Origin of the sequence: Mesorhizobium newzealandense, from assembly GCF_042682145.1 — a bacterium.
In the GTDB taxonomy this organism is placed as follows: Bacteria; Pseudomonadota; Alphaproteobacteria; order Rhizobiales; family Rhizobiaceae; genus Mesorhizobium; species Mesorhizobium newzealandense.
On the sequence record NZ_JBHUGZ010000010.1, the window covers coordinates 263,156 to 288,369 of the forward strand.

General features: G+C 63.5%; 16 protein-coding genes. 5 read left to right on the forward strand and 11 right to left on the reverse strand.

Annotation, left to right across the window (positions count from 1 at the left end):
• Positions 1 to 6: 6 nt before the first annotated feature.
• The 9 genes from ACFSOZ_RS15670 to ACFSOZ_RS15710 form a co-directional block, all read right to left on the reverse strand.
• Positions 7 to 1,125, reverse strand: a complete 1,119-nt coding sequence (locus ACFSOZ_RS15670; RefSeq protein ID WP_379099603.1) for a tetratricopeptide repeat protein — start codon at positions 1,123 to 1,125, stop codon at positions 7 to 9.
• On the reverse strand, positions 1,122 to 2,027 hold the full coding sequence (ku, locus tag ACFSOZ_RS15675; protein WP_378917904.1) for a non-homologous end joining protein Ku: 906 nt from the start codon (positions 2,025 to 2,027) through the stop codon (positions 1,122 to 1,124). The genes ACFSOZ_RS15670 and ku overlap by 4 nt, the downstream gene beginning before the upstream one ends.
• A gap of 233 nt (positions 2,028 to 2,260) precedes the next feature.
• Positions 2,261 to 4,759 carry a DNA ligase D gene (ligD, locus tag ACFSOZ_RS15680; protein WP_379099605.1) on the reverse strand — a complete coding sequence of 833 codons (2,499 nt, stop codon included), beginning with the start codon at positions 4,757 to 4,759 and terminating at the stop codon, positions 2,261 to 2,263.
• 69 nt (positions 4,760 to 4,828) lie between these two features.
• Positions 4,829 to 5,053: a hypothetical protein gene (locus tag ACFSOZ_RS15685; RefSeq protein WP_306280573.1), complete on the reverse strand. Its 225-nt coding sequence runs from the start codon at positions 5,051 to 5,053 to the stop codon at positions 4,829 to 4,831.
• Between the two features lie 113 nt (positions 5,054 to 5,166).
• Positions 5,167 to 6,384: a GNAT family N-acetyltransferase gene (locus tag ACFSOZ_RS15690; RefSeq protein ID WP_379099608.1), complete on the reverse strand. Its 1,218-nt coding sequence runs from the start codon at positions 6,382 to 6,384 to the stop codon at positions 5,167 to 5,169.
• Positions 6,385 to 6,457: 73 nt separating this feature from the next.
• Complete coding sequence (locus ACFSOZ_RS15695; protein ID WP_379099801.1) at positions 6,458 to 7,654, reverse strand: GNAT family N-acetyltransferase; 1,197 nt, start codon at positions 7,652 to 7,654, stop codon at positions 6,458 to 6,460.
• Between the two features lie 48 nt (positions 7,655 to 7,702).
• Positions 7,703 to 8,827, reverse strand: a complete 1,125-nt coding sequence (locus ACFSOZ_RS15700) for a polysaccharide biosynthesis protein (protein WP_379099611.1) — start codon at positions 8,825 to 8,827, stop codon at positions 7,703 to 7,705.
• Positions 8,787 to 9,041 (reverse strand): hypothetical protein, encoded by a 255-nt coding sequence (locus tag ACFSOZ_RS15705; RefSeq protein WP_379099613.1) that lies wholly within the window; start codon positions 9,039 to 9,041, stop codon positions 8,787 to 8,789. Before ACFSOZ_RS15705 ends, ACFSOZ_RS15700 begins: the two co-directional genes overlap by 41 nt.
• Complete coding sequence (locus ACFSOZ_RS15710) at positions 9,038 to 10,207, reverse strand: glycosyltransferase family 4 protein (protein WP_379099616.1); 1,170 nt, start codon at positions 10,205 to 10,207, stop codon at positions 9,038 to 9,040. The genes ACFSOZ_RS15705 and ACFSOZ_RS15710 overlap by 4 nt, the downstream gene beginning before the upstream one ends.
• A gap of 314 nt (positions 10,208 to 10,521) precedes the next feature.
• Here ACFSOZ_RS15710 and ACFSOZ_RS15715 point away from each other — a divergent pair, with 314 nt between their 5' ends.
• The 3 genes from ACFSOZ_RS15715 (at position 10,522) to ACFSOZ_RS15725 (ending at position 15,243) form a co-directional block, all read left to right on the forward strand.
• Positions 10,522 to 11,691 carry a DUF1972 domain-containing protein gene (locus tag ACFSOZ_RS15715; protein ID WP_379099619.1) on the forward strand — a complete coding sequence of 390 codons (1,170 nt, stop codon included), beginning with the start codon at positions 10,522 to 10,524 and terminating at the stop codon, positions 11,689 to 11,691.
• Positions 11,688 to 12,947, forward strand: a complete 1,260-nt coding sequence (locus tag ACFSOZ_RS15720; protein ID WP_379099624.1) for a glycoside hydrolase family 5 protein — start codon at positions 11,688 to 11,690, stop codon at positions 12,945 to 12,947. Before ACFSOZ_RS15715 ends, ACFSOZ_RS15720 begins: the two co-directional genes overlap by 4 nt.
• A 1,381-nt stretch (positions 12,948 to 14,328) precedes the next feature.
• Positions 14,329 to 15,243, forward strand: a complete 915-nt coding sequence (locus ACFSOZ_RS15725; RefSeq protein ID WP_379099628.1) for a LysR substrate-binding domain-containing protein — start codon at positions 14,329 to 14,331, stop codon at positions 15,241 to 15,243.
• Between the two features lie 939 nt (positions 15,244 to 16,182).
• Here ACFSOZ_RS15725 and ACFSOZ_RS15730 read toward each other — a convergent pair.
• Positions 16,183 to 17,097: a DUF1194 domain-containing protein gene (locus tag ACFSOZ_RS15730; RefSeq protein WP_379099631.1), complete on the reverse strand. Its 915-nt coding sequence runs from the start codon at positions 17,095 to 17,097 to the stop codon at positions 16,183 to 16,185.
• A 127-nt stretch (positions 17,098 to 17,224) separates the two neighbouring features.
• Between ACFSOZ_RS15730 and ACFSOZ_RS15735 the strand changes: the two genes are divergently transcribed.
• Together ACFSOZ_RS15735 and ACFSOZ_RS15740 are read left to right on the forward strand one after the other, a co-directional pair.
• Positions 17,225 to 22,036 carry an nSTAND1 domain-containing NTPase gene (locus ACFSOZ_RS15735; protein WP_379099634.1) on the forward strand — a complete coding sequence of 1,604 codons (4,812 nt, stop codon included), beginning with the start codon at positions 17,225 to 17,227 and terminating at the stop codon, positions 22,034 to 22,036.
• A gap of 365 nt (positions 22,037 to 22,401) precedes the next feature.
• The gene (locus tag ACFSOZ_RS15740) at positions 22,402 to 23,082 is read left to right on the forward strand and encodes a redoxin domain-containing protein (protein WP_379099638.1); all 681 of its coding nucleotides are present in this window, start codon (positions 22,402 to 22,404) and stop codon (positions 23,080 to 23,082) included.
• A 284-nt stretch (positions 23,083 to 23,366) separates the two neighbouring features.
• On the opposite strand, the gene ACFSOZ_RS15745 is transcribed toward ACFSOZ_RS15740, so the two are convergent.
• Positions 23,367 to 25,103, reverse strand: a complete 1,737-nt coding sequence (locus ACFSOZ_RS15745) for an adenylate/guanylate cyclase domain-containing protein (protein ID WP_379099641.1) — start codon at positions 25,101 to 25,103, stop codon at positions 23,367 to 23,369.
• Positions 25,104 to 25,214 lie beyond the last annotated feature (111 nt).

Below are 25,214 nucleotides of genomic sequence, written 5' to 3' on the forward strand. Positions count from 1 at the left end.
CGTGTGTCACCCCGCCGATTTCTGCGCCAGTTGCAGATCGACGAACTGCACCCCCTTGGCCGCCACGCGCGCCCATTCCGAATCCGTATCGAGTTCGAGATAGCGCGCCCAGTTGCGGCGCGCCTCCAGCAGATTGCCGGCGTCGAATTCCAGCCGGGCGAGGTTGAACACCGGATCGGCATAGGTCTTGTCGAGCGCGATCGCCTTCTGCAGGTGTTTTCGCGCCGAGGCTTCGCGGCCCTGCTCGCTCATCAGCCCGGCAAGGTTGAACCACGCCTCGACGAAGGCCGGGTCGAGTTTTATCGCTCTGATATAGTCGTGCGCGGCTTCCCTCCCGTGGCCGCCGGCGCGCAGGCAGTTGGCGCGGTTGAAGGCGGCAATGGCATCTGTCGGGTCGATGGCCAGACAGCGCTGGTAGAGTGCGGCCGCCCCGTCATGGTCGCCGCCCTCCTCCGCCGCTTCGGCCTCCGCAAACAATTCTTCCAGCGTGTCATCGCCGGCAGAACCGGCGTTGCCCAGATCGAACAGCAATTGTCCGTCGAGTTCGCTCTGCCCGCCTTCGAGATAAATCGCATCGGAGCGGCGCCCATGCTGGGAGCCGACATTGAGCGACTTGGCGGTCAGCGAAGCCACCGGGCCCGAGCGGTGGACGGAGAGCGCGATCGCGCCCCAGGTCGCCCCGCCGGCCACCAGCCCGGCATATTTGCGCGCCAGGATCAGGTCGCGGAAGGAATAGGGTTCGCTGTCATGCTCGAAGGCATCGAACAGCGACAGCAGGTCGAGGTCGGCGCCCGACAGCCGCGACTGGTCGATCAGGGATTGCCTGGACAGCGAGGACGCCTCCGGCGCCTTCATCAGCCCGAGCAGGCGCAGGAAACCGTTCTCGCTGATCAGCGTGCGCCCGGCCGTGCGCTCGGCAGCGACACGGCGCTCGATCTCGGTATCGCCGGATTTTCCCAGATGCATCCGCCCGAACACGACATGCGTGGTGCGCCTGGTGACACCGCGCCGCAATTGGCCGTGCTGGCGCTCGACCTCGCGTGCCGCGAGCCGCAGCGGAAACGCCGCCAGCGCGCCGATCGTGCCGAAGACAGCCCCAGGGACCAGGACGGCTGGTACCGTCATTTCTTGCTCTTGCCGACCGCCTTGAGCAGATTGGCCTTGAGCGGATTTTCAGCCGCACCGCCCGCTGCCGCCTTCTTGGCGGCGGGCTTGGCGGCCTCGTCGGCCTTGCTCATCGACTTGGCCGGCGGCTTCGACTGCGACAGGCTGGCCTTCAGCGCATCCATCAAATTGATGACATTGCCGCGCTCGGGGGCGGCCGCGATGATCGGCTTGTGGCCCTTCAGCTTCTCGCGGATCATCGTCATCAGCGCGATCTCGTAGCGATCCTCGTAGTTCTTCGGGTCGAAGGTGGTTTCCTTCTGCTTGATCAGCGCTTCGGCCAGCTGCAGCATTTCCGCGTCAGGTTTGCCGGCCGGGATGTTGCCAAAATATTCAGCTGTGCCACGCACTTCGTTCGGGTTCCTCAAGGTACACACGAACATGCCGTTCTCGCGCGCGCCGATCGTCACCACCCGCTCGCGGCTGGACAGCACAAGGCGCGCGATCGCCAGCTTGCCGGATTTGCGCATCGCTTCGCGCAGCACGGCAAAGGTCTCCTCGGCCATCGCGCCATCCGGCGCCATGTAATAGGGCGCATCCTGGTAGATGACGTCGACCTCGCCCTCGTCGACGAACGCCTCGATGTTCATCGTATGGTTGGATTCGATGCGCACCGCGTCGAGGTCGGCGTCATCGATGATGATGTACTGCTTGTCCTCGTACTCGTAGCCCTTGACCAGATCCGAGCGCTCGACCAGCCCCAGTTCAGGGTCGACCGGCTTCATGTTGATGCGGTTGTGGGTCTTCTTGTGCAGCTGGTTGAAGCTGATGCGCTCGCTGGCGCTGGTGGCGGGGTATAGCCGCACCGGACAGCTGACGAGGCTGAGCTTGAGGTAACCTTTCCAACTTGCCCTGGGCGCCATGAAACACTCCTACGCGGCCATGCACTGTCACACCGGTGCAGCGCTTTTCGTCCGAAGGACGAACGACGCCACGGAAATCCTACACCGACCCCGCACAATACAGGCAAATCCCTGACGAAATCTTCCATGAAGGCGCAGGCGTCACCGCAACAGAATAATTCAAATTGTCCGAACCGTCGATGGCGTGGAATTTGAAGGCAGCGCGAAGGATCGCTGCAGTCCTCATTCTGCGACTACTTCCTCGTTCCCGGCATCACCGGCAAATCCCGCGCAAACTCCTCGATTTCAGCCCACGGATCGCCTGATGTCGCGAGCAGCCCCGGCAGCGAGGAATAGTTCAGATCCTGCGGCGCATCGATCGATTCCAGGTCCGCCCAGCTCACCGGTGTCGAGGCCGGCAGATTGGTGCGGGCGCGCAGCGAATAGGGGGCGGCCGAGGTGTGGCCGCGCGCATTGCGGTGAAAGTCGATGAAGATGCGCTTCTTGCGGTTGTCCTTGCCCATGGTGGTGGTGAAGGTATCGGGTGCGGTTGCCGCCAGATGCGTGGAAATCGCGCTGGTCGCCTGGTGCAGTTTCTTCCAGTTCTGCTTGCCCGTCACCGGCACGGTGATGTGGATGCCGCTGCCGCCCGAGGTCTTGGCGAACGGGACCAGCCCGAGCCCCTCCAGCTCACCCTTGATATGCACGGCCGCCTCGACCACCTCGCGCCACAAGATCCCCTCGCCCGGGTCAAGGTCGAAGACGATCTGGTCGGGCTTGTCGAGGCTTGTGCGGTGCGTGCCCCAGGTGTGGAACTCGACGACGCCGAACTGCGCCAGCGCCAGATAGCCCTTGGCGCCTTCGACCGAGAGATAGGACTTGGTCTCGCCTTCGGAATTGGTCGCCTCGAACGTCACCACCGAGGGCGGCATGCCGGTGAAGGCGTGACGCTGGAAGAAACAGTCCTTCGGCAGGCCGGTCGGGCAGCGCACCAGCGACACCGGCCGGCCGAGAATGTGCGGCAGCATGAAGTCGCCGACCAGCGCGTAGTAGACGGCAATGTCGAGCTTGGTCGGTCCGGTCTTGCCGAACAGGCGCCGCGTCGGGTTGGTCACCCAGATGGTGGCGAGGTCGGCCTCCGAGATCAGCCGCTTGCGTTTGGCCGACACCGGCGTCGACAGGCCGACATCGCGCAAGCCGCGAAACACCGCGTGGCGCAGCGCATTGTCCGCGGTGCGGTTGGCAAAGTGGATATGGGCCGAAAACAGCGGCCGCACCCAGTGCATCTCGCGCATGACTTCGCGCGGCACGCCTTCGGGCGCCGTTGCGCCTGATGTGAGCGGCTCCAGCCTGGCCAGCAATTCGGCAGCGGTCCCGGCGGCGAAGCCGGTGCCGACCTTGCCGCGATAGTGCAGTTCGCCGTCCTCGAACTCGGCAAGCCCGAGCGCTGCCAGACCTTCGGCGGCGTCCGAAGTGGTGTAGCCGGCAATGACGAAGTCGCCGGTCTGGAGCGCCTTGGTCTTGGTCCAGCTTTTGGTGCGGCCGCTCTGGTAGGTCGCGGTGGCGCGCTTGGAGACGACGCCCTCCAGCCCGAGTTCCGACGCCTGGTCGTAAAGCGCCTGGCCCGAGCCTTCGACATGATCGGAAAACTGGATGGCGGAGTTGGCGCCTAGTCCCGACAGCATTTGCGCCAGCAGCGCCTTGCGCCGGACCAGCGGCGCCTTGGTCAGGTCCCACCCGTCGAGATAAAGCAGGTCAAAGGCGTAGAAATGCAGTTTGTTGCCGGCGCCCGCGGCCAGCGCATCCTGCAGCAGCGCGAAACGGCTGATGCCCTTGGCGTCGAGCACGACGATCTCGCCGTCGATGATGGCGTCGCGGCACGGCAGTTTCGCAAAGGCCTGCGGCAGGTCGCCATAGCGCTTCGTCCAGTCGATGCCGCCACGCGTGATCAGCTTGACCACGCCGTCCCTGAGATGCGCCATGGTGCGGTAGCCGTCGAATTTGATCTCGTGCAGCCAGAGCTCATTTGTATTCTCCGCAGGGCCGTCGCCACCCGGCGGCTTCGGCACCTGCGTCGCCAGCTGCGGCTCGATGCGGCTGAGCGCCGGGGCCTTGAAGGCGCCCGGCAGCGTGCCGGGCTTCAGCGAACCCGGCTTGGGCTTGGCCGCGGGTTTCGCCGGTGCCACCAGCTCTTCGATGCGCTTGCCGGATTTCACGCTCTCCGGCCGCGTCTCCAGGATGTCGAGCGCGGTGTCGGCGGCAAGATCGCGCTCCTTGAACAGCAGCCAGTTCTTCTTGTTCTCGTCCTCGCCGGGTTTTGGCTTCAGCCTGGTTAGCATCCAGCCGCCATTGAGCTTCTCGCCGGCCAGCCGGAACTTGAACGCGCCGGTCCGCAGGCTCTTCTCGACATCGTCCATCGGCGCCCAGCTGCCGGTGTCCCAGACGATCATCGGCCCGCCGCCATACTCGCCCTCGGGAATGACGCCCTCGAAGTCGATATATTCGAGCGGATGATCCTCGGTCTCGACCGCCAGGCGTTTGTCGGCCGGGTTGAGCGAAGGTCCGCGCGGCACCGCCCAGCTCTTCAGCACATCGCCGACCTGCAGCCTGAGATCATAGTGATCGGCGGTGGCGTGATGCTTGTGGACGACGAAGCGGTTGCCTTCGTCGGTGACCAACCCGCCGGCCGGTTCCGGCGTTTTCGAGAATTCGCGCTTGGCGCGATAGGTTTTGAGCTTGGGTGGGGTTGTCATGGCATAGGTCGAAGCACGGCAGCCAAGTGCAAGCGTCCCGACAGAGCGCTACCTCCAGGCCTCACGCTCTCAATCGTCTGTGGCCGGCGTCAACTCGAGCTCGGCCGGCGACAGGCCCTGCTGCAGCTGGGCGAGCCGGAACTCGTCGACCCAGTAGGCCTCGCCGTCGACCAGCACGCGTGCCTGGTAGGCGCCGGCCGAAAAACTCTGCGCGGTGATGTAGACCTTGTGGCGGTCAAGCGCCTTGCGCACCGCGGCACGTTTGGAATTCTGGCCGATGACGGGACTGAACATGACACTGCCCTCGGTCGCCCTGACACGCAACAAGGCCGCTGTCCGCAGCCTGGCGACTGGGCTCAAGGATGACCGAGACCCGCCGTCCTGTCAATTTCGCTGGCAAACCGCCCTCAGCCCTTCAATCGCCGCAGGCGTTGCGTCACGCCCCGGACGGCCTTGAGCAGCCGCGGACGGGACCGCACGCTGGCCTCGGCCCGGCTGCGAAACAAAATGGCTGCGTTCGCAGCCCAGCCCCGCACCGTCAGCGGTTGGCAGATCTCGGCCAGAACCGAGCTCGCGGCGCCGATATGTTCCTTGTAGCCCTGGCTGCCGACCGACAGGTCGAAATAGTCGAAGCCCCGCTCGCGCCCCCACATCATCAGCTTGGCGATCGTCGTCAGGCCCGGCGAGGCATTGGAGACGGCATCCTGGTCGATCCCGAGCAGAATGCCGTGAAGCGTGCCTTTTCTGTCCAGCACAAGGATGGAGGCAAGCCAGGCTTGCCCGACGCGCAGTCCGAAGAGCCGCACCGATCCGTCGGACAGGCCCTGGAGGGCTGCGTTCCGGTAGAAATCGACGGCCGATTGCCGGGTCAGGAGATCGAAACGCCCAAGCTCGCGAAAGCGCTTCAGCCGCAGTTCCAGCAGCCGCTCGAAGAGCTCCTCCACCAAGGCGGGCGTGTCGGCCTCGACCAGGCTGAGGCCGCCCAGCCTCTCGAAGCGCCGGCGGTGCTTGTGGAAGGCCTTGGCGAAGGAGGGCTTGCAGATGCGCCTGATGAGACCTTCGGGCTCGCCGTGCATGACGAGGCCGGAGGTGATCTGGATCGAATCGCGCGTCGCCGAAAGCAGGGCCAGCGGATTGGCCACGCCGTGGACCTGTTGCGGGATTCCGGCGATGTGGATGCGGTCCGCTTGCGGCAGCACCGAACGGACCGCCGCCCAGGCGGCTTCAGCGCCCTGCCTGGTCCATGGGCTCGCAGCCGCCAGCAGCGGCGCCGAATAGTCGCAAACGCCACAGTTCAGCCATTCGACCACATAGTGGCCGAAGGCCCGGCGCCGCATCAGCGGCACCAGCATTATGGGCTCGCCTGTCGCGGCGTCGCTCACCTCGACGATGAGCAGTTCCGCACCTTTGGGCATCAGCCGACCGACGATCCCCTCGGCCCATGCGTAGTGCTGATGGGCGGTGCAGACGCCGTCTGTCTGGTATTGCAGCCAGAGCGGCTTGACGGTCTCGAGGTTGGTGTGCAGCCGGGCGGTGCAGGCACGCGCGTCGGCACCAGCGCTGGCGGCAGGCGGAGAAGCCTGCCCGCCAGCTATCGGCGCCATTCGCATTGCCCGGCTCGACATGTCTGCCTCCCACCATTTTCCCGCGGCGATCGGATGCGTCGCGGGCGATCCATGCCGGAGCTGTTTTTCCCCCTCAGCCCTTCGACCTCCGCAAGCGGCGCATCACGCCTTTAGCGGTCTTGAGCAGCCGCGGATTGGAGCGCACGAAAAGCTCGGCCCGCTCGCGAAGCGAAGCGACGGCTGCCACGCCCCTGCCGAGAGGCGTCAGCGTTTCGTCGATCTTGGCCAGAACGAAACTCTCGGTGCCGAACTGTTCCTTGTAGGGCTGGCTGCCCACCGACAGGTCGAAATAGTCGAACCCCTGCCGCAGTCCCCAGCTCATCAATGTGCCGATGATCGCAATGCCCGGCGAGGCGTTGCTCACCACCTCCTGGTCCATTCCGATCAAGAGGGCATGCAGGGTGCCTTGCCGGACCAGCATGTACTGGGCAGCGACCCAGTCCTCGCCTGCGCGCAATCCGAAGATCCGCACCGACCCGTCGGACAGGCCCTGGAGAGCTGCGCTCCGGTAGAAATCGACAACCGCCGGCTGCGCCAGGAGATCGAAACGGCCCAGTTGGCGAAAACGCTTGAGCCGCATCTCAACCAGGGCGCCGAAGACGCGTTCCAGCAAGGCCGGGGTGTTGGCGTCGACCAGATCCACGCTGCCGTGCCGTTCGAGCCGGCGCCAGTCCTTGTTGTAGGTTTTGACGAAAGACGGCCTGCCATGGCGCTTGATCAGGGTCGCCGGGTCGCCCTCCAGAACGAGGCCGGAGGTGATTTGGATGGAATCGCGTGCCACCGAAAGCAACGCCAGCGGATTGGCCACGCCGCGGATCTGTTGCGGAATGCCGGTGATGTGGATGCGATCCGCAGGCGGCAGCACGGAGCGGATCGCCGCCCAGGCGGCTTCAGCGCCCTGCCTGGTCCACGGGCTCGCATCCGCCAGCAGCGGCGCTGAATAATCGCAGACGCCGCAGCTCAGCCATTCGATCACCCGATGTCCGAACCTCGACCTCCGCATCAGCGGCACCAGCATCTTGAATTCACCAGTCCCGGCATCGGCCACTTCTACGACGAGGAGGTCGGCGCCGTCAGGCATCAGCCGCTTGGTGATCCCCTCGGCCCACGCATAGAGCTGATGGGCGGTGCACACCCCATTCGCCTGGCATTCAAGCCAGAGCGGCTCGACGGTTTCCAGGCTGGTGTGCAGCCGCGCCGTGTAGGCCCCCCCCGCAATGCTTCGGGACGCATCAATAGCCTGCCCGGCCGGCACTGGTGCTCCAGCCATCGGCGTATCGGGCGCAGTCGTCAATGTCTGGATCGACACGTCTGTCTCCTACCTTTTTCCGGTGGCAAGCGGGGCGGCGCCTCGCCACGACGTCGACTTGCGGTCATGGCGGCTATCCCCGCTGTCAGGCGTCCCGCTATCAGGCGTTCCGCTCTCGAGCGCGAGCATGTGGCGGCGTACGGAATACCATGAGGCCACGAGCACAACGGTCTCGGAGACCGCGGCACCTGCAAGCGACCATGTCGGGGAAGCGATGGCGAGCAGGATTGCGATCAACACCAGCCCGACGACCGCGCCGGCCGTTGTGATGAACGCCACGACCCGGAATTCGCCGAGTATCTCGAGGACGATGCGCGGCATGATATAGAGCATGATCGGCACGAAGTTCGCCAAGGCGAGAAGCCCGATGACGCTGACCGAAGCATCCGCGAGGGCCTGGGATCTTATCGTCGGCAGGACAAGCAGAATGCCGGCTCCGTAAACCAGGCTCCCGAGCCCCATGACAAGGGACCATAGCTTGGCGTGCATCCACACGCGCCCGACTTCATTGTTCGCCATCAGCTTCGCAAGCTCGGGCTGCAGCATGTTGACAAAGGCGAGGCTGATTATGCGCAACGGGGCAAACAGGACGAGAACCGCCGCGATAGGCGCGTACGCCGCCGGACCGGCAATGCCCGCGACCAGCAGCGCCAGGCACTGACCCTGAATGTTGGTGGTCGTCGCGCTGAATCCCGACCAGCGCAGTTGGCGCCAGAGCCTGGCATAGCGTCGCCGCACAGGCGCTCGGAAGCTGAGGCGAAGCGGACGGGGTGCCAGGCGCGCGAGCACGGCTATGCCGATCAGATTGGCCGCTGCAAGGGCGTAGAACACCATCTGCAGCACATTCGTCGCCGTCCAGATCGCCAGCGCTGTCATCGCGGCACCGGCGAGGGTGAAGGCGAAATCGCTTATGCTGACGACCATCTGCTGGCGGCGTGCGAAGAAAGCCGTGCGCATATGACTGCGCAGCGACCAGGCGCCGACGAAGCATCCGGCGGCGATACTGCCCGCGTCACCCCACAGCAGCATCAGCAGCGCGGTCGCGCCGGCCATGATCGACGCGACGACCACCGCCGCCCCACCGAACGTCACGTCATGCGCATCGACGCCGGCCCTGTTGGTGCTCTTGCCCATCCATATGCTGGCCGGGACGGCGGTCAGCGCTCTGATGTAGGACAGGCCGACACCCCCCCATCACCATCGCGATGGCGAAGATGCCGTATCCCTGCGCCGACAGCACATGCAGCAGAGCGATGTTGAGCGCGAAGTGAAAGCCGCTCTGTATGGCCTCGCCGCCGATCATCAGCACAAGGCGCCGCAGCAGATGGCCAGGAAACGCGAACTTCACGAACTGGTCTCCGCTTCGCGGGCGGCAGGCGCACGGCCAGGCTTGGCCAGCGCCGCCCTCAGCTTGTCGGTGGCGATCGCCGCGATCGCCGCCGCTGCCACCGGCTCGCTGAAAATCTTCTCGTATCGCAACCGGCCTGCGGCGACGAGACCACGCCAGGCATCTGGCCGCAGGACGATCTCGCGCAGTTTGTCGGCCAGGGCGGCTGCGTCGCCCGGCGGAACATGCCAGCCGGTCTCGCCGTCGATGACCACTTCCACCAGGCCGCCGATCGCCGACACCAGCGGCGGACGGCCATAGGCCATCGCCTCGATGGCGACGCGCCCCAGCGATTCCGGACGCCGCGACGGCACGGTGACGATGTCGGCCCAGCGGTAGTGCGCCGAGGGATCTGCCACGACTGGCAATACGCTGACCCGCTCGGCCAGGCCCATGCTCCGCACCAGTTCGGCCAAAGCGCGCTCGCGCTCGGCGCTTTCGAAGGCGCCGCCGACCAGCCGCACCTCGATCCTCGACCGCAATTCCGGCGGCATCGACGCGATCGCTTCGAGCAGGATCTCCTGGCCCTTTATCCTGTTGACGCGGCCGAGCAGCAGCACCCGCAAAGGGCGCTTGCCGTCATAAGTCATGGGTTCGGCGGCCGCCGGCCCGGCGACACCGTTGTAGACGACATGCGTGCGCGAGATCTTGGGATCGCCGAACGCGGCGCGCGTCGCATGCGAGTTGAAGATGAGGTCCGCATGGCTCCAGCGCATCAGGCCGACGAGGATCCTGCGCATGGCGCCTTCGGGGATCTCGTGGATATGCAAGACGGCCTTGTCGGGGAGAAGGCGCGCGGCCAGCGCATAGTCGGCCACGATCGAGGTGTTGACGTAGGTGAGATCGCAATCCCTGAGACGCCTCCAGGCTCTCAGCACCGCCATCGGCAATCGCGCCATCTCGACCGTCGCAAGGCGCGCGATGGCCTGGCGCCTCAACACCCAGAGCGGTTCGAAGACGATCCGGCTGGCATGGCGTTCCAGGATCTGCACGATCGGCCCGCTGCGCGGCAGCACCACCTCGATGTCGGCGGACGGAAACGCGGCGCGCAGCGCAGCAACGCTCTCCGCGAAGCTGCGGTCGGAACCATAGAGTTCATAACCCTGATGAACGCAGGCAATCCGCATCTTTGTATCCCGCCAGGTGCCGCACCATCGCGCTGGGCGGTGCATGCAGGAACCTTGTCCGCAAGAACCATGCCTGGTTGAACCGTCCGGCTGCCGGACGCCAAATCCTGGCAATGCCTCGTTTCGACACAGATACGCACAGAAGGGTTGACCGATAATGAAACAACCAACAGCTTCAATACAGTTTTTTTACAACCCGGCGCGATGATCATCCGCACGAGCGCCGAAATCGTGAGATGGCACGGAAGTTGCCCGTCTGCTTCTTCATGATGCAGCAATCGCTAATATATTCAGATCTGAAAGTACCGCCGGCCATGAGACCAGAGAAGCCTGCCATTCTGATCCTGGGGACGCGCGGCATACCCGCGGCCCATGGCGGCTTTGAAACCTTCGCCGAAAGACTGGCGCTTTTTCTTGCCGGGCGAGGCTGGAAGGTCGGCGTCTATTGCCAGCACGAGGTCGAGCGGATCGACCAGCGGGTGCGCAGCGAAACCTGGCGCGGCATCGAACTCATCCACGTCCAGGTTGCCTCGAAAGGGCCGCGTGCGACCCTGGAATTCGATTGGCAATGCGTGCGCGACGCCGCCAGGCGGCCGGGCGTCTGCCTGGTGCTCGGCTACAACGGCGCGGTTTTCCTGACCTGGCTGAGGCTGAAGGGGCGCAAGATCTTCACCAACATGGACGGCATCGAGTGGCGACGCCCCAAATGGGGTTTGGCGGCGCGCACATGGTTCTGGCTCAACGAATGGATCGGCGCCTGGGCCTCGCATCGCCTGGTCGCCGATCATCCTGCCATCGCCGACCATCTGGCGACGCGCCGGCCGCGCAGCGCCATCGCCACCATCGCCTATGGCGCCGATCCGGTGACATCGGCGCCGGAGGCGCCGGTCCGGGCGCTCGGCCTGGAGCCCGGTCGCTATCTGATCTCGATCGCGCGCATCGAACCCGACAACAACATCCTGCCGATCGTCGAAGCCTTTTGCAGCCGCAAGCGCGACATGAAGCTGGTGGTGCTGGGAACGCTGTCCGACGAAATCCCCTATCATGTCGCCGTCCGCAAGGCGGCGAACGGATCGGTGATCCTGCCGGGCGCCATCTACGACCAGGCGACGGTGAAAGCATTGCGCTATCACGCGCGCGCCTATCTGCATGGCCACACGGTCGGCGGCACCAACCCGTCGCTGGTCGAGGCGCTGGCGGCCGGCAACATGGTGATCGCGCACGACAATCCGTTCAATCGCTGGACCGCGGGTGCAGCCGCGATCTACTTCACCGACACCGACAGTTGCGCCGAACGGATGCAACAGGCGCAGGACGACGATGCCCTGGTCAGGACCTGCGGCATCGCCGCCCGGGCACGCGCCCGCGAGGCCTTCCGCTGGGAGGATGTCCTGGTTGCCTATGAGCGTGAAGCCTATCGGCTTCTCGGTGTCACCGCCGACGAGGCCATCGCCGCCGATCGCGCTACGCGCCGCACCGCATGACAGGTTGGTCGCGCCGGCGGGTGCTGCGGACGGCGCTGTCGACGGCGGCGGCACTTGGCTCCGTCTCGATCGCGCCATTCGCCCGCGCCTCCGAGCCGCACTTTCGGCGCGGCGTCAACGCCTGGCCCTGGTTCTCGCTGACACGCGAATTCCCGGCACCGCGCACCGACTATGGCTGGCCACCCTTCCAGTCGCAGCGGCCGGTTCCGACCGCGCACGACCTGCGCCGGTTGCGCGAGACCGGGCTCGATTTCATCCGCCTGCCGGTCGATCCCGGCCCGTTCCTGGCAGCCGACGCCACCAACCGCGGCCTGTTGCTGGACATGCTGGACGCGGCCGTCACCGCCACCCTAGACGCCGGTCTCGGCATCATCGTCAACGTGCAAGCCAATGGCGCTACCCACTATTGGAACCCCGACCGCATGGTCGCCAGCGTCGCCGCACCCGCCTTCGATCTCTATCGCGGTCTGGTCGGCGAGCTCGCCGGCAGGCTGGAGCGCTTCCAGCCCGGCAAGGTGGCGCTCGAGCCGGTCAACGAGCCGCCGCAGGCCTGCGCTTCGGAGGTCTGGTCGCAGGTCCAGCTCGCGCTTCTGACCGCGGCACGGGCATCGGCTGCAACCTTGCCGCTGGTCGTCACCGGGGGCTGCGGCTCGATGGTCGGCGGGCTGACCGCGCTCGATCCGGCGCCGCTGTCGCCGTTCGAGCCGATCCTGTTCACCTTCCATTTCTACGAACCCTATCTGTTCAGCCATCAGGGCGCGCCGTGGATGCGCGAGCCCGTTTACCGTTCGCTCAACAATGTGCCGTGGCCGGCATCCGCCGGCTCGTTGGAAGAGACGCTGGCGTCGGTCAGGGCGCGGATGGCGCAGGACACCGAAACCTCGGAGGCGGCCAGGCAGGCCGCCTATGCGGAAACCGAGCGCGTGCTGAAGGTCTATTTCGACGCCCAGCCCGACCGGCGCTTTGTCGACAACTATCTCCGCCAGGTTCGCGCCTGGGGCGACGGCCATGGCATTGCGCCGGAGCGCATCATCATGGGTGAGTTCGGCGCGCTGCGCACCGACGCCCGCTATGTGGCGGCGCCCAATCCCGACCGGGCACGCTACATCGCCGACGTGCGCCAGGGCGCTGAGGATCTCGGCTTTGGCTGGGCATTCTGGAACCTCTTCGACGGCATGGGTATGATGGACGACACCACGCGGGTGCTGGACCCTGATGTCATCGAGGCGCTTGGCCTGACCATGCCGGGGGACTAGGCAAAACCCAATCACTCCGAACGACCGAGTCGACCCAAAGCCGACTTACGTCTTCCATGACGCGAACGGCAACTTTGCGCCTCATCTCGGCCGTTGCGGTCGACTATGCCACTGCCTGGAAGCTGACATTACCGGCGACCACTCTGGAGGTCGCGGTTGCGCCATTTCGCGACATTCATGTCGCTTCTCCAAACCTGCCGTTCGCGCAACGGCTCGAACCGTCCCTTCACTGCCCTTCCTTCTGAGCAGCCATTCGGCAATCCTTGACCCAATCCTGTCCTTCCGGGACCCATTTTCCTTCCAGAAACCGGACATTCGGCCCAACTAGCGCTCATGACCCAAAATTGCCCTTCGATAGCGTCGCTTGCCTCCCTAAAGCGTACCTTGAATGAGGCGATATCCGGCACGCCGCTACGGGAGGCGTGATTGGAGCATTAGGCTCTAATCCGCCCGACATCGGTGCCGGCGGTCTCTCCAGCGTATGTGGCGGCGGAGAGGCAGTTGGCGCCTGCGCGGGAGCTAGATTTTCTTTCGGCATCACAAATGCTAATTCTGCGGCAGACCTCAGCGGGCTCGCGGGAGCTCTCAATGCTAACGTCGGACTAGAGCTGAATATCGGAGCTCAAGTTGCCATAGGCAACAATGGGACTTGGACTGCTTCCGTGACGCCCCCAATCACGAGCATTGGGAACGGAATATCTGCCAGCATATATCCCAGACATACGAACATCGTTACGAACACGGACGCGCGGAGGAGATGACCTGAAGTAGCGATGATCTGAAGTAGAAATTACAGACTTCTGAAACAGAAATCGACCGTTTGAGAAGCATCAGGAATGCCCGGTTGTGGCGCAACCTGCTGTTCCAGTTCGGCGAAATGGACGGCAGCATTCCATCGGGTCCTTCGACGCCTACTCGGCATGGTGAGCAGCTAATATGCGCAATGGCCTCCTCTGCGCCAAATCCCGACGTTCAGCGTGATTACAGCTCAGCCGAACGTGCGCTTGAACCCGTCAGATACTCCGCTGCCACTTTACCTCTAACGCCTCCTGGTATGAATGTTGAATTTGTCGACGGGACACGGGCGGCAGTATGCAGTCGCGGTCACCGATGTCGTAGAGCAGGTGTGGCGGAAGTTTCGCAACCACCCCCTCGTATCGGGCAGCCTCGCGGCTGTCGCTGACACGCTTGATCCCGCGCCACATCGAATTTGAGATCACCTCCAGCAGTGGCTGCAAGGAGTTTCGCAATACAATCGGCGCGCCATGATCCGTATGCATCTCAAACAACCTCTTCGTTAAGTCGAGGATGCCGCGCCTCAGGCGGGAAGGGAAACGAGTTGCGCAAATACCGGCGATGAGCGACGCTAATGATTATGGGCATGCCGGTTGGTCTTGACGTCGATCTGCTGCGAAGCTTCGTCGCCATCGCAGAGGAGAAGAGCTTCACCCGCGCAGCCGCCCGCGTAGGGCGCACGCAGTCGGCAATCTCCCTACAGATGCAGAGGCTCGAAGGGGTTCTCGGGCAGAAAGTGATCGTGCGCGGCAAGGGCGGCAGCGTGGAACTCAACTCGGAGGGGCACTACCTGCTTGGAAGGGCGCGGGAACTGCTGGCGCTCAACGACGACATCATGCGGTCGATGCACGCCACTCCGGTGCACGGCACCGTCCGGTTGGGCATTCCCGCGGAATTGTCGGCGCGCTACCTGCCGCGAATCCTCAATGGCTTCTCGCAGGCCGCGCCGTTGGTCGAGGTGGAGGTCGAAGTCGCGGCGTCCTGCTTCCTGACTCTGAAACTGAAGAACGCCGAGCTCGACCTGGCCTTGCTGAGGGAGGGACTGGAGCCCCGGCAGTGGCCGGCTGCGGAGATCTGGCGCGGCTCGGTGAAGTGGATCACGTCAGACACTCACCGCCAGCATCTGCGCGATCCGCTGCCGCTGTCGATTGCGCCAGCCGACTGTCCCTGGCGTCCGTCTGAGTCCTACGAATGCCTGTGGCATGGGATGGTGATCCGAGCGCTCGAGCAGGCGGGACGCGGCTATCGCGTCGTTTCGACCTCGGCGACGACGCAGGGAATGATGGCCGCCGCGCAGGCTGGGCTGGCGGTGACGAACACGCTCGCCGACGATCGCCTGCCCGAAGGGCTGAGGATCGTACGGGCAGATGAGGGCCTGCCAGCACTGCCAGAGTGCCGTTACCTCATGCTCAAGGCGCGTGAGCCGCGTCAGCCCGCCACGGACATGCTGGCGGCGCAGGTTCACGATGTCTTTGGCGGCATTGCGAACCTGGACCCCTGACCAGAGTTACGAGGCAGTCCCGGCCCGGAGGGGGTGCTCGTGGATACTCAAAGACCCACGCAGTCACGCCATCCTCGGATGACCGCCTTGGGTCATGAGCGCTGGCTGGACTGAATGTCGGGTTTCTGGAAGGAAAATAGGTCTCGGAAGGTCCGATTAGGGTCAGGTCACGACGATGCCCACACCAACCTAAATGTCCGCTCTTGAATATTCGCAGCCCGAAGCTGTCAGTCCGCTCCCGGCCCAATCCCGGCCATTGGCGGCAGCCAGTTTGATTGAGCTTTGTGAAACGGCTTTCCGTCCGCAATTGCGTTAAAAAGATATAGGGCGGTTCTGCGTTTCCGCGAAAGGACGAACCGCTTTGACCGGCCTGATCACCGAACGCGCTGGCCGGTAAGGGCGAGACAAAGCACCATGATCTTGGTGAGGAGCGTGGTCTTGGAGGAGATGCTTTCCGAGGTGCTGAGAAGAATGAGCCAGCCCACCACCGGCAGCCAGACGCCAGGATGGCAGCGGCGCGATGGACGACACCACGCGTGCCCTCGACGCTGATGTCGTCGAGGCGCTTGGCCTGACCATGCCGGGGGACTAGGCAAAACCCAATCACTCCGAACAACCGAGTCGACCCCAAAGCCGACTTACGTCTTCCATGACGCGAACGGCAACTTTCCGCCTCATCTCGGTCATATCGACAGATTGCTGGTGCCGGAAGCAGACATCGCGGGGGATCATTATGGAGGTCGTGGTCACGCCATTTCCAGACCTACGCGGGGACAAAAGCTAACGTCTCGTCTCGACCTTCGACGGCGTTCACCGCTGCTGAGGGCAATGGCTGCCTTGGGGTCCGCAAGCTGACTCAATTTGACTGTGGGCAGCGGTGCGCGAAAGGCATTCCGTTGCTGCCCGCCCTCCACATCGCCGTCACCCCATCGCCTATCGTTAGCGGCCCGGCAACTGACCGATCGCGTTGCAATCGACCGTGCGGTCTGAACGCGCGGTGTAGGCCGCGTGGATCACCTGCCCCATGTTCATGGCAATTTCACGCACCAGCTTTCGACGGACTGCGGTGGCGAACATGGCGGCCTCGGTGACGCCGATAGCAAATGCGTCTGGTCCGCCAATGACGCAGCGTTCGAAATAGGATTGCAGGTTGGAACGGTCGTACATCGCAAACCCGTCGACCCCGCCAATGCGGGGCAGTGCGATAGGCAGCCCGTTGATCGTCACGCCTTCCGCAAGAAGAACCTGCCGGATGGGGTCAAGGAGCGCGCCGGCATTGTTGGGTCCGTCGCCGGATACGTCTACAACCCTGCGCGGACTGCGCAAGCCACTCGTCGCGAACAGATCATTCGCGGCCGACAATGCGCCGGAAATCGACGTTCCGCAGCCTTCAGTCAACGGCAGCGCTGCGAGCCTGTCTGCCAAAGTCAGAGCGTCGTCTATGCTTTCGACAATTGTCCACGGCATAATGACTGTTTGCTGACGTGGCCCTGCCCACTCCAGATAAAGTACTGCGATTCTGCGCCGCTCTCCCGACTTGATTGCCCTCGCGATGTCAGCGTGGCGGAAGGCACTGACGTAGCCGTCGCGTTGCACTCTTTGCTCAACTTTGCTCATCGAGGGCGAGACGTCCACGGCAAGGATCAATTGCAGATCGACTTCGGCCAGGTCCGCCGCGGGACGGTCGGTCGAGTGAGCCTGTGACGCCATCGCGAAGAACAGAGTGAGCAGGCAGGCGCCCGCGAGCCGTAGCACCGGTCTTGCACCCGCACATCGGGCAATCTGCGCCAAGTAGTCCATGGCGAGCCTCTCGCTGACAATGCAATTGTCGGTCCGAGGCGTCTCCTGGGTCACGAACGGCTTCCGATCATTCGCCGAAATCTGCGCTCCCCGCCGGTCTGGATGGTGATGACTCTTCGCAGCGCGAAACCGTGCTAAGATCGAAGAATTGGACTGCGGCTTCGTGCTTGAGGGAACCGGCTTGAATAGCTCGCCTCCCACGACGTTCGTACTCAACGGCGTTACCGCCGATCTGAGCAGCGAGACCTTGCGCGACAAGTCCAACAGGACAATCGCACTTCGCCACCAGGCCTTCGCGGTGCTTCGTCACCTTCTGGAGAACGCTGATCGCGTCATCACCAAGGACGACCTGATGAAGGCGGTCTGGAACGGGATAGCCGTGACCGATGACAGCCTGGTGCAATGCATTCACGAGATCCGTGCGGCGCTCAACGACAATCGGCAGGCCGTCGTGCAGACAGTGCCGAGGCGCGGTTACAGGCTGGTCCTTCCCTCAAATGCCGGACCGAGAATGGCCACCATCCTGGCCGCCGAAGTGGCCGCTGAGCGCTGGCCGACAGGCAAGGATGAGCGGATCTCTGCTGCAACTTTCCGGGCGTACAGGCAGATCATCGATCGGCTGCTGGTTCAACATGCGGGTCGCGTGTTCTGGAGCGCCGAAGAGAGCGTGGTCGCCGAGTTCACCGGCCCTGTCGAAGCGATGCGGTGTGCGAGCGAGATCCAGCATGACGTCGCTAGGCGGAACTGCGAAGTTCCCGAGACAAAGCGCCTGCGCTTCCGCATCGGCGTTCACCTGGGTTATGTCGTCGCCGAGGGCGACCACCTCGCGGGCGAGGCCGTCGAGGTCGCCGCTTATCTGCAAACGTTGTCACGACCGGGCGGGATTTGCGTCGCGGAAGCGGTCCACGCCCAGGCTCAAGACCGACTCTCGCTGGAATTCGTCGATCTCGGCGAGCACAAGCTGAAGAACGTCGCACGCGCCTTGCGCATCTACCGCGTACCCCTTGCTTCGGAGGAACCGGTCAGGTCGCCATTTCGCGGTCTCGATGCCTTCGAATTCGAAGATGCCGACCTCTTCTTCGGCCGAGCGCGGGCGATTGCAGCCTGCACTGCAAGACTGGAGCAGCAGGCAGCCTGCGGCACGGCATTCCTGCTCATCTACGGAATGAGCGGTTGCGGCAAGTCTTCCCTCCTGCGCGCTGGCCTGCTGCCGTCATTGACCCGGCCTGGAGCCGTGGCGGGCATATCCCTGTGGCGCCGCTGCCTGATCCACCTCTCCGAAGGACCGGATGCATTCGCTGTGCTGGCTGCGGCACTGCTTAGCGAAGCTGCTGTGCCGGAGTTGTCCTGCGAAGTAACAGCCGCGGAGTTTGCTCTGCTCTGCAGGAGCGCGCCGGATCGGGCGCTGGCGATGGTCCGACAGGCACTTGGCAAGGCCGCCGGGTCGGGCCGCTCGCAGATCAGATTGCTTGTCGCCATCGATCAGCTGGAGGAGCTATTCACGACAGAGAAGCAGCCGGCGACGCGCGAGGCCCTTCTGCGGCTCATGGCGATGCTCGCCGCGAGCGGACTGGTCTGGGTGATCGCGGCGATCCGTTCGGACTTTTTTCACCGCTGTGGTGAGGTCCCGGGTTTCTCGGCGCTCAAGGACGGCCTCTCCAGCTACGAACTCCTGCCGCCGACTGGCCCAGAGATCGCGCAGATCATCCGCGAACCGGCGGGCGTTGCCGGGCTCCGCTTCGAGGAGAGTGCCGAGTTGGGGCGGCTCGATGATGTGCTGCAGGAGGCAGCAGCTGCCGATCCCAGATCATTGCCGCTTCTTGAGTTTGTTCTCGACGCATTGTACCAGGCCGGCCGCGAGCGCCGAGTTCTCACCTTTGCGCATTATCGCGCGCTCGGTGGGCTCGAAGGCGCAATCGCGCGCCGCGCCGATGAAGTCGTAGACTTGCTGGCGCCCGAGATCCAGGAAGCCTTACCCCCGGTACTGGGCGCCCTCACCACAGCAAATCCGGGCGATGAAACAGTCACGGCACGTCCGGCCCTGCTCACCGAAGTTGCAGGCACTCCCGCGCGATCGGCTCTCGTCACGGCCCTGATCGACGCACGGCTCCTCGTCAGCGATGAGGACGCCGGAGGGCATGTCTTCGTCCGCGTTGCACATGAAGCACTGTTAAGCCGTTGGCCGCGCGCTGGTGACATTGTGAATGCAAACCGGAACTTCCTCGAGACGCGCGAACGACTTAGGGCCGACGCCCACCGTTGGCACCTCGAGAGCAGGAATCGAGAGCTTCTCCTTCCGTCCGGCAAACGTCTCGCGGAGGGCGAAGAGCTGCTGCTGTCAAGACGGGAGGAGGTCGACGATGACGTCCTTGAATACATCGAGGCGTCTTTGCGCGCCCATCAGCAGAGAGAGGAGAAGGACCGGCAGGCAGAGCTGGCGCTGATCGTGGCCGCCGAAGAGGCAAAACACGAGCGCCTGGAGCGCGAGGCCGAGCGCCGGAGCCTCGCGGCTGCTGCGGCAAACCGGCTTGCCGGACGTACGCGCAATGCCGCGATTATGGCGATAGTGCTCGCTCTCATGGCGGGCGCAGGCGCACTGATCGCCTTTAGGGCGCAGGAGGAAGCGAGGTGGCAACGCGACCAGGCGCTGCGCAACCAGTCTCTTTCGCTCTCCTTTCTTTCACAGCAGTCCACGGCGACGCGCAACACCGAGGCTGCGATCCTCTTGGCGCTCGAAGCACTGCCCTCGAAAGACCAGTCCGAGCGGCCATATCTCTTTGAAGCGGAGGCAGCCCTCTACAAGGCCCTGCTGGCGCACCACCAGATCAAAATCTTCCGGCATGCCGCCGGCGTTGCGGATGCGGCGTTCAATCCGAGCGGCGATCACATCGTCACTGCATCCTACGATAAAACTGCAGGCATCTGGGACATCTCCAGCGGTGCCGAAACTGCAGTTCTAAAAGGTCATGAAGGGGCCGTGGAGAGGGCTGAATTCAGCCCGGACGGGAGCCGTATCCTGACGGCCGCGAGGGACGGCACTGCGCGCGTCTGGAACGCCATCTCGGGAGAACAGCTCTTCATCCTGCAGCCGGTAGGTAATTATCCAACGGCAATCTTCAGCCCGAATGGAAACCAGGTGCTGACGGCGGGGGAGAACAGCGATGCAGCGCTCTGGGACGCTCGGACCGGAAGAAAAGTCCTGAGTGTAAGCAGCGACGGATATGCACGGGCTGGCTTCAGTCCGGACGGCCGCAGCTTCGCGACGGCACGCAAGCACTTTGTTTCGATCTGGAATACCGCAGATGGCGCACTGACGCGGTCAATCCGGGTGAACTCCCGGCCCTACAGCCTGGCGTTCAGCCCGGACGGAAGCCGGCTGCTGGCTGGCGCGTGCGGCCCGCTTTCATACGGCGGCACTTCCAGCCTTTTGGATGTGTCGAAAGGAACGGAGATCGCAAAGTTGGCCGGCCAGAAGAGCGACACGCAATTGAACGGCGTGATTTTCAGTCACGGGGGTCAGCGAATCGCCACGGTATCACTCGACGGCGCTGCCCGGATTTGGGATGGAGCGTTAGGAACGCTGCATGACCTGCTCGGCCAGGAGGTTTCGGGTTTGAAGCTGGCTGATATCGGTGCGGATGAACGCGATGAGGAGATGAACGGTGCTTTCAGCCCGGACGACCGCTTCCTGGCGACCGCTTCGGTCAATGGACCGATCCACATCTGGGACGTTGAACGCGCCTCGTTGGTCACGACGATCGCCGGTCATGAATCTTTAGTCGAGCATCTGGATTTCAGCCCGGTTGACGGCAACATTCTTCTCACTGCTTCACACGATGGCACAGCTCGGCTGTGGGATGTCGACGGCGCACTGACGACGACGCTCTCTCATGAATATCGGCCGACTTTCGCGGTCTTCAGTCCCGACAATGTCCACCTGCTGACCGGTGGCGGCGACAGCGCGGCGCATCTGTGGGATGTTGTGAGCGGGCGCGAGATAATCCGGCTCGATACACATGAGATCGTTCAACGCGCGACGTTCAGTCCCGATGGAAGGCGCGTCGCGACGGCATCTCTTGGGGGCCAGGTCCGAATTTGGGAGGTGGCCAGGGGATTCGAAACCGCCCAGTTCCGATCACATGGTGGATTGATCCAGATCCAGTTTGGTCGCGATGGCAAATCGCTTGTTTCCGCATCGATCGACGGTACCGCGCAGCTGTGGGACGCGGCGACCGGCACCGAGCTGGCCGTCATCAAAACAAGCAGCAAGCTGCCGCAGGCCATTCTTAGCCCCGACGGAGGTCTGATCCTCGCGGCCAGGGAAGACAATGCGGGCCACCTCCTGAAGGCGGGCGGGGCTGAGCTTAAGGCTCTTGTGGGGCATCAGGATCGCATCACGGCAGCGGCCTTCAACCCGAACGGTCAACTGGTCGCCACGGGCTCACTCGACCACACGGCCCGAATTTGGTCGACCATGGACGGAGCAAACATCGTAACGCTAGAGGGACATACCGACGAGGTGACGGTGCTCGCCTTCAGCCCCGACGGTCAATCGCTGCTGACTGCCTCACGCGATGGAACCGTCCGGATCTGGAGCGTCTCTGGCGGACTGGAAAGGGCCGTTCTTAGGGGCCACGGCGGCGCGGTGGACAGCGCCCAGTTCAGTCCCAGTGGTTTGTTTATCGTGACCGCGTCGTCCGAAGATCGCACGGTCAGGCTATGGGCGACGCAATCGGGACGCCAGATTGCCGTCCTCGCCAGCCAGGACGAAGCGACCGTTCGACCGGGCCTTACACGCGCAGCCTTCAGTTCCGACGGCACCCAGATCGCAATTATTTCCGGTGAAGAAAGGGTCCGTATCGTTCGCGTCTTCCAGACACCCAACGACCTCATTGACTTCGCCCGGCGCACCGTGCCCCGCGAACTAACCCCTTGCGAGCGGCGAAGCTTCTTCCTTCCTGAAGACCCTGCAACTGGTACTTGTCCGGGCTGATGTCGGCAACGGGGTCAGATTTTGCCGCTTGAGCCGGCCGCCGGAACGGCAACTTTGCGCCGATAGCGGCCATCCAGGGTGCCTTTGGCGCTTCCTGAAATCCGACTTCCCAAACGACCACGCTGGCCGACGTGTTTGGCAAGGCCGGTGCTGGCGGTTGGCTCGAGACAGCGCGTGAAACGGGCGACCCGCAGATGATTTTTCCGTGCTATGATGGTGTTGTGACGCTTAATCGACCTCGGCAATGGCAGAGGCCGAAAGCTATTTTGCCCTGGCGCAGGAAGTTTTGCGCCCAAGCACGGGCTCAACTCCGAAACGCTGGGTGTGCTGCCTTTTTCTGACTGATCCGGGGCGAGGAGGTGTCCATGTCCACGAGTGGTATCGACCGCCCGCTGCAGCCGGGCGACCGGGCACCGAATATTGTGCTCGACGCGATCTCGCGCGAAGGCAAGATCGCGCTCGACGATTTTCGAGGCCGTAGCCCGTTACTGGTCGGTTTGTTTCGAGGCCTGCATTGTCCATTCTGCCGGCGCCATGTCGCGGTGATGGCGCAGCTCAATCCGGCCCTGAAGGAGATAGGCATAGAATGTCTCGCCGTGGTCAAGACGCCGGTCGAACGTGCGCGGCTCTACTTCCGTTACCATCCGCTACCCGATCTTCTTAGCGCATCCGACCCGAAGGGCGCTTCACACCGCGCCTTCGGTTTACCCATCCTCGAGCTCACGGAGAATGAAACCGATTGGCCGCACAAGCTCGGAATGGACGCGGTCATGACAATGCGGATCGATCGGCCGGGGGAGTTGCCCGAGCCGATGAACCCGGCTGCGGCGGGCGACTTTTTTGAGAAAAAGGACGGGTACGAAATTACGGAGGCCGACCGGCAGATTATGATCGCCGGTCACATGCCGCTTGTCGGCGAGTTCTTGCTCGATCGGGAAGGCATTGTGCGCTGGACCTTCACGGAAGCTGAAGAGGACGGCCAAAATGTATGCCGGGCTCCAAATCCCAAAGAATTGATGGCGGCAGCTTTCCAAGTCGCACACTAATCTAGAAAGGGGTTCTGGTGTTCAGAGATCGCCGCGTCCATGAGCGTAATCAGGGCCGGGCGATCCTCGCGTTGTGCTTTCCGGTGCCGAAAGTCTTCACTGGCCATGTTCAAGTCTCGATATGACGAATTTCGTTCCGGCAGAAGAGACCAAATATTCGCTGCTGCGGCAGCCTCGAGACGCCTATCCACTGCGGCCCCGACGGCATGCGGGAAAGCTGAATCATACCTGCCATCCAATATCAGCCAAGATCATGAAGATGCCGTCGATTCAGCTGTTCTCATTCAATCTGGCAGGCCTGCTTTGCGATATCCGTCGACGAAATGGTCACGCGTTGCCTGATCTCGAAAGGGCTGTGAAGCGGCCCAATGGCTGATCGTGAAATGTGGATTGCTCGCCATGAACAGCGCGCCTTCCTGGTGGGCCTCGTCCGTTCGTCCCAGTTGTGCAAGGCTTGCTGCAAGCACGCGCCGCGAAATCGTTCGGTACGTGGCCTCGTTGCGTAACGTGACGACCGCCAACTCATACTGGCGGGCGGCGTATTGCGCGAATCCCAGATCCCAATAGTACCATTTGGGCGGGTGCGGGTTCAGGCGCAGTGCCTTTTGGACCTGTTCAATCGCGGTGGCCGGCTTACCGCTCAACACTGAAAAATCCGAAAGGTCCGCCCAGGCATCGGCGTAATTCGGGTCAATCTCGAGCGCGGTCGCGAACTCCGCATCCGACGCGGGCCAGCTCCGTTCATATGCCAGCAAGTGGCCAAGGACGAAGCGGCAGCCGGCATCGTTCGGGTCGAGCTTCACGGCTTTTTCTGCCATGGCAACGGCCACAAGCCGGTTGGGCACCTCTGGCTCGCCCCACTGCGCCCAAGCCTGCCAGAGGTGAAAGGCCAGGAGCCGATGCGCCTCCGCATAGTCCGGGTCGAGCGTGATCGCCCGCTGCAACAGAAGACGCGATTCGCGCGACGCCTCCGGCGAAATCCCGATCAGCGTCCGGCCACGCACGCAAAGATCATAGGCTTCCATGCTTTTTGGCCGGTTGCGCGGCGGCGGCTGTGTCACCAGGCGGCCGATCAGAGCCTCGACGATCTTGGCGGTCACCTCGTCCTGCACCGCAAAAATATCTTCAAGATCGCGGTCAAAGCGGTCCGCCCAAAGATGAGTTCCGCTGACGGCATCGATCAGCTGAACGTTGATGCGCACACGACCAGCGGCACGGCGGGCGCTGCCTTCCAGCAAATAGCGGACGCCAAGATCACGGGCAATCAGCCGGATGTCGATCGACTTTCCCTTGTAGGCAAAGGTCGAATGGCGGGCGATCACGAACAGGCTGGCGTTCCGCGACAGATCGGTGATGAGGTCTTCAGTCAACCCGTCCGTGAACACGTCCTGTTCGGCGTCGCCGCTCATGTTGGTGAAAGGCAGGATGGCGATAGAGGGTTTTGACGGCAGCGCCAGTGGCACGGTTTCGCCGTCTTTCCGGGCTGCAATTGCCAAATGCCGCACCCGGTAGACGCGCACGGGCTCAGCAATATTCTTCAACGACGTCTGTCCGAGATCGTCGAACCCGGTCTCCACCTTCCGCTTGACCTGATCGTAAACGCTGCCCGAAACGCAGATGTCTCCAGGTTCGCCCAATGCCTCCAGCCGAGCGGCAACGTTGACGCCGTCGCCGTAAAGATCGCTACCGTCCACAATGATGTCGCCGAGATTGATGCCGATGCGCAGGATCACCCGCCGGGAGTCCGGCAAACTGTCGTTTGCCTCGGCCGTGCGGTATTGGAGGTCGACTGCGCACTGGACGGCCTCGACCGCGCTGGCGAACTCGACCAACACGCCGTCACCCATGACCTTAACCAGGCGGCCTCGATATCGAGCGATCAGGGGAGTCAGAATATCGCGCCGTCGGGCCTTGAGGACCTCGAGCGTTCCTTGCTCGTCCGCTTCCATGAGGCGGCTGTAGCCGACAACGTCCGCGGCCAGAATTGCGGCAAGACGGCGCTGGACGCGTTCTTCGGCCATTGAGGTAGGTGCCTCAGAAAATTCACTTGCACAAATGGTATTGGGACCATGCGGAGATGTCCATCGGGCTGCCTGATGGCAGCGAGTTGTTGGGTCATGGCGTCCTTGAGA

Bases quoted from the DNA above. Each gene is read 5' to 3' on its own strand.
- ACFSOZ_RS15670 (WP_379099603.1), bottom strand. From the start codon at position 1,125: ATGACGGTACCAGCCGTCCTGGTCCCTGGGGCTGTCTTCGGCACGATC.
- ku (WP_378917904.1), bottom strand. From the start codon at position 2,027: ATGGCGCCCAGGGCAAGTTGGAAAGGTTACCTCAAGCTCAGCCTCGTC.
- ligD (WP_379099605.1), bottom strand. From the start codon at position 4,759: ATGACAACCCCACCCAAGCTCAAAACCTATCGCGCCAAGCGCGAATTC.
- ACFSOZ_RS15685 (WP_306280573.1), bottom strand. From the start codon at position 5,053: ATGTTCAGTCCCGTCATCGGCCAGAATTCCAAACGTGCCGCGGTGCGC.
- ACFSOZ_RS15690 (WP_379099608.1), bottom strand. From the start codon at position 6,384: ATGTCGAGCCGGGCAATGCGAATGGCGCCGATAGCTGGCGGGCAGGCT.
- ACFSOZ_RS15695 (WP_379099801.1), bottom strand. From the start codon at position 7,654: ATGGCTGGAGCACCAGTGCCGGCCGGGCAGGCTATTGATGCGTCCCGA.
- ACFSOZ_RS15700 (WP_379099611.1), bottom strand. From the start codon at position 8,827: ATGGGCAAGAGCACCAACAGGGCCGGCGTCGATGCGCATGACGTGACG.
- ACFSOZ_RS15710 (WP_379099616.1), bottom strand. From the start codon at position 10,207: ATGCGGATTGCCTGCGTTCATCAGGGTTATGAACTCTATGGTTCCGAC.
- ACFSOZ_RS15715 (WP_379099619.1), top strand. From the start codon at position 10,522: ATGAGACCAGAGAAGCCTGCCATTCTGATCCTGGGGACGCGCGGCATA.
- ACFSOZ_RS15720 (WP_379099624.1), top strand. From the start codon at position 11,688: ATGACAGGTTGGTCGCGCCGGCGGGTGCTGCGGACGGCGCTGTCGACG.
- ACFSOZ_RS15725 (WP_379099628.1), top strand. From the start codon at position 14,329: ATGCCGGTTGGTCTTGACGTCGATCTGCTGCGAAGCTTCGTCGCCATC.
- ACFSOZ_RS15740 (WP_379099638.1), top strand. From the start codon at position 22,402: ATGTCCACGAGTGGTATCGACCGCCCGCTGCAGCCGGGCGACCGGGCA.
- ACFSOZ_RS15745 (WP_379099641.1), bottom strand. From the start codon at position 25,103: ATGGCCGAAGAACGCGTCCAGCGCCGTCTTGCCGCAATTCTGGCCGCG.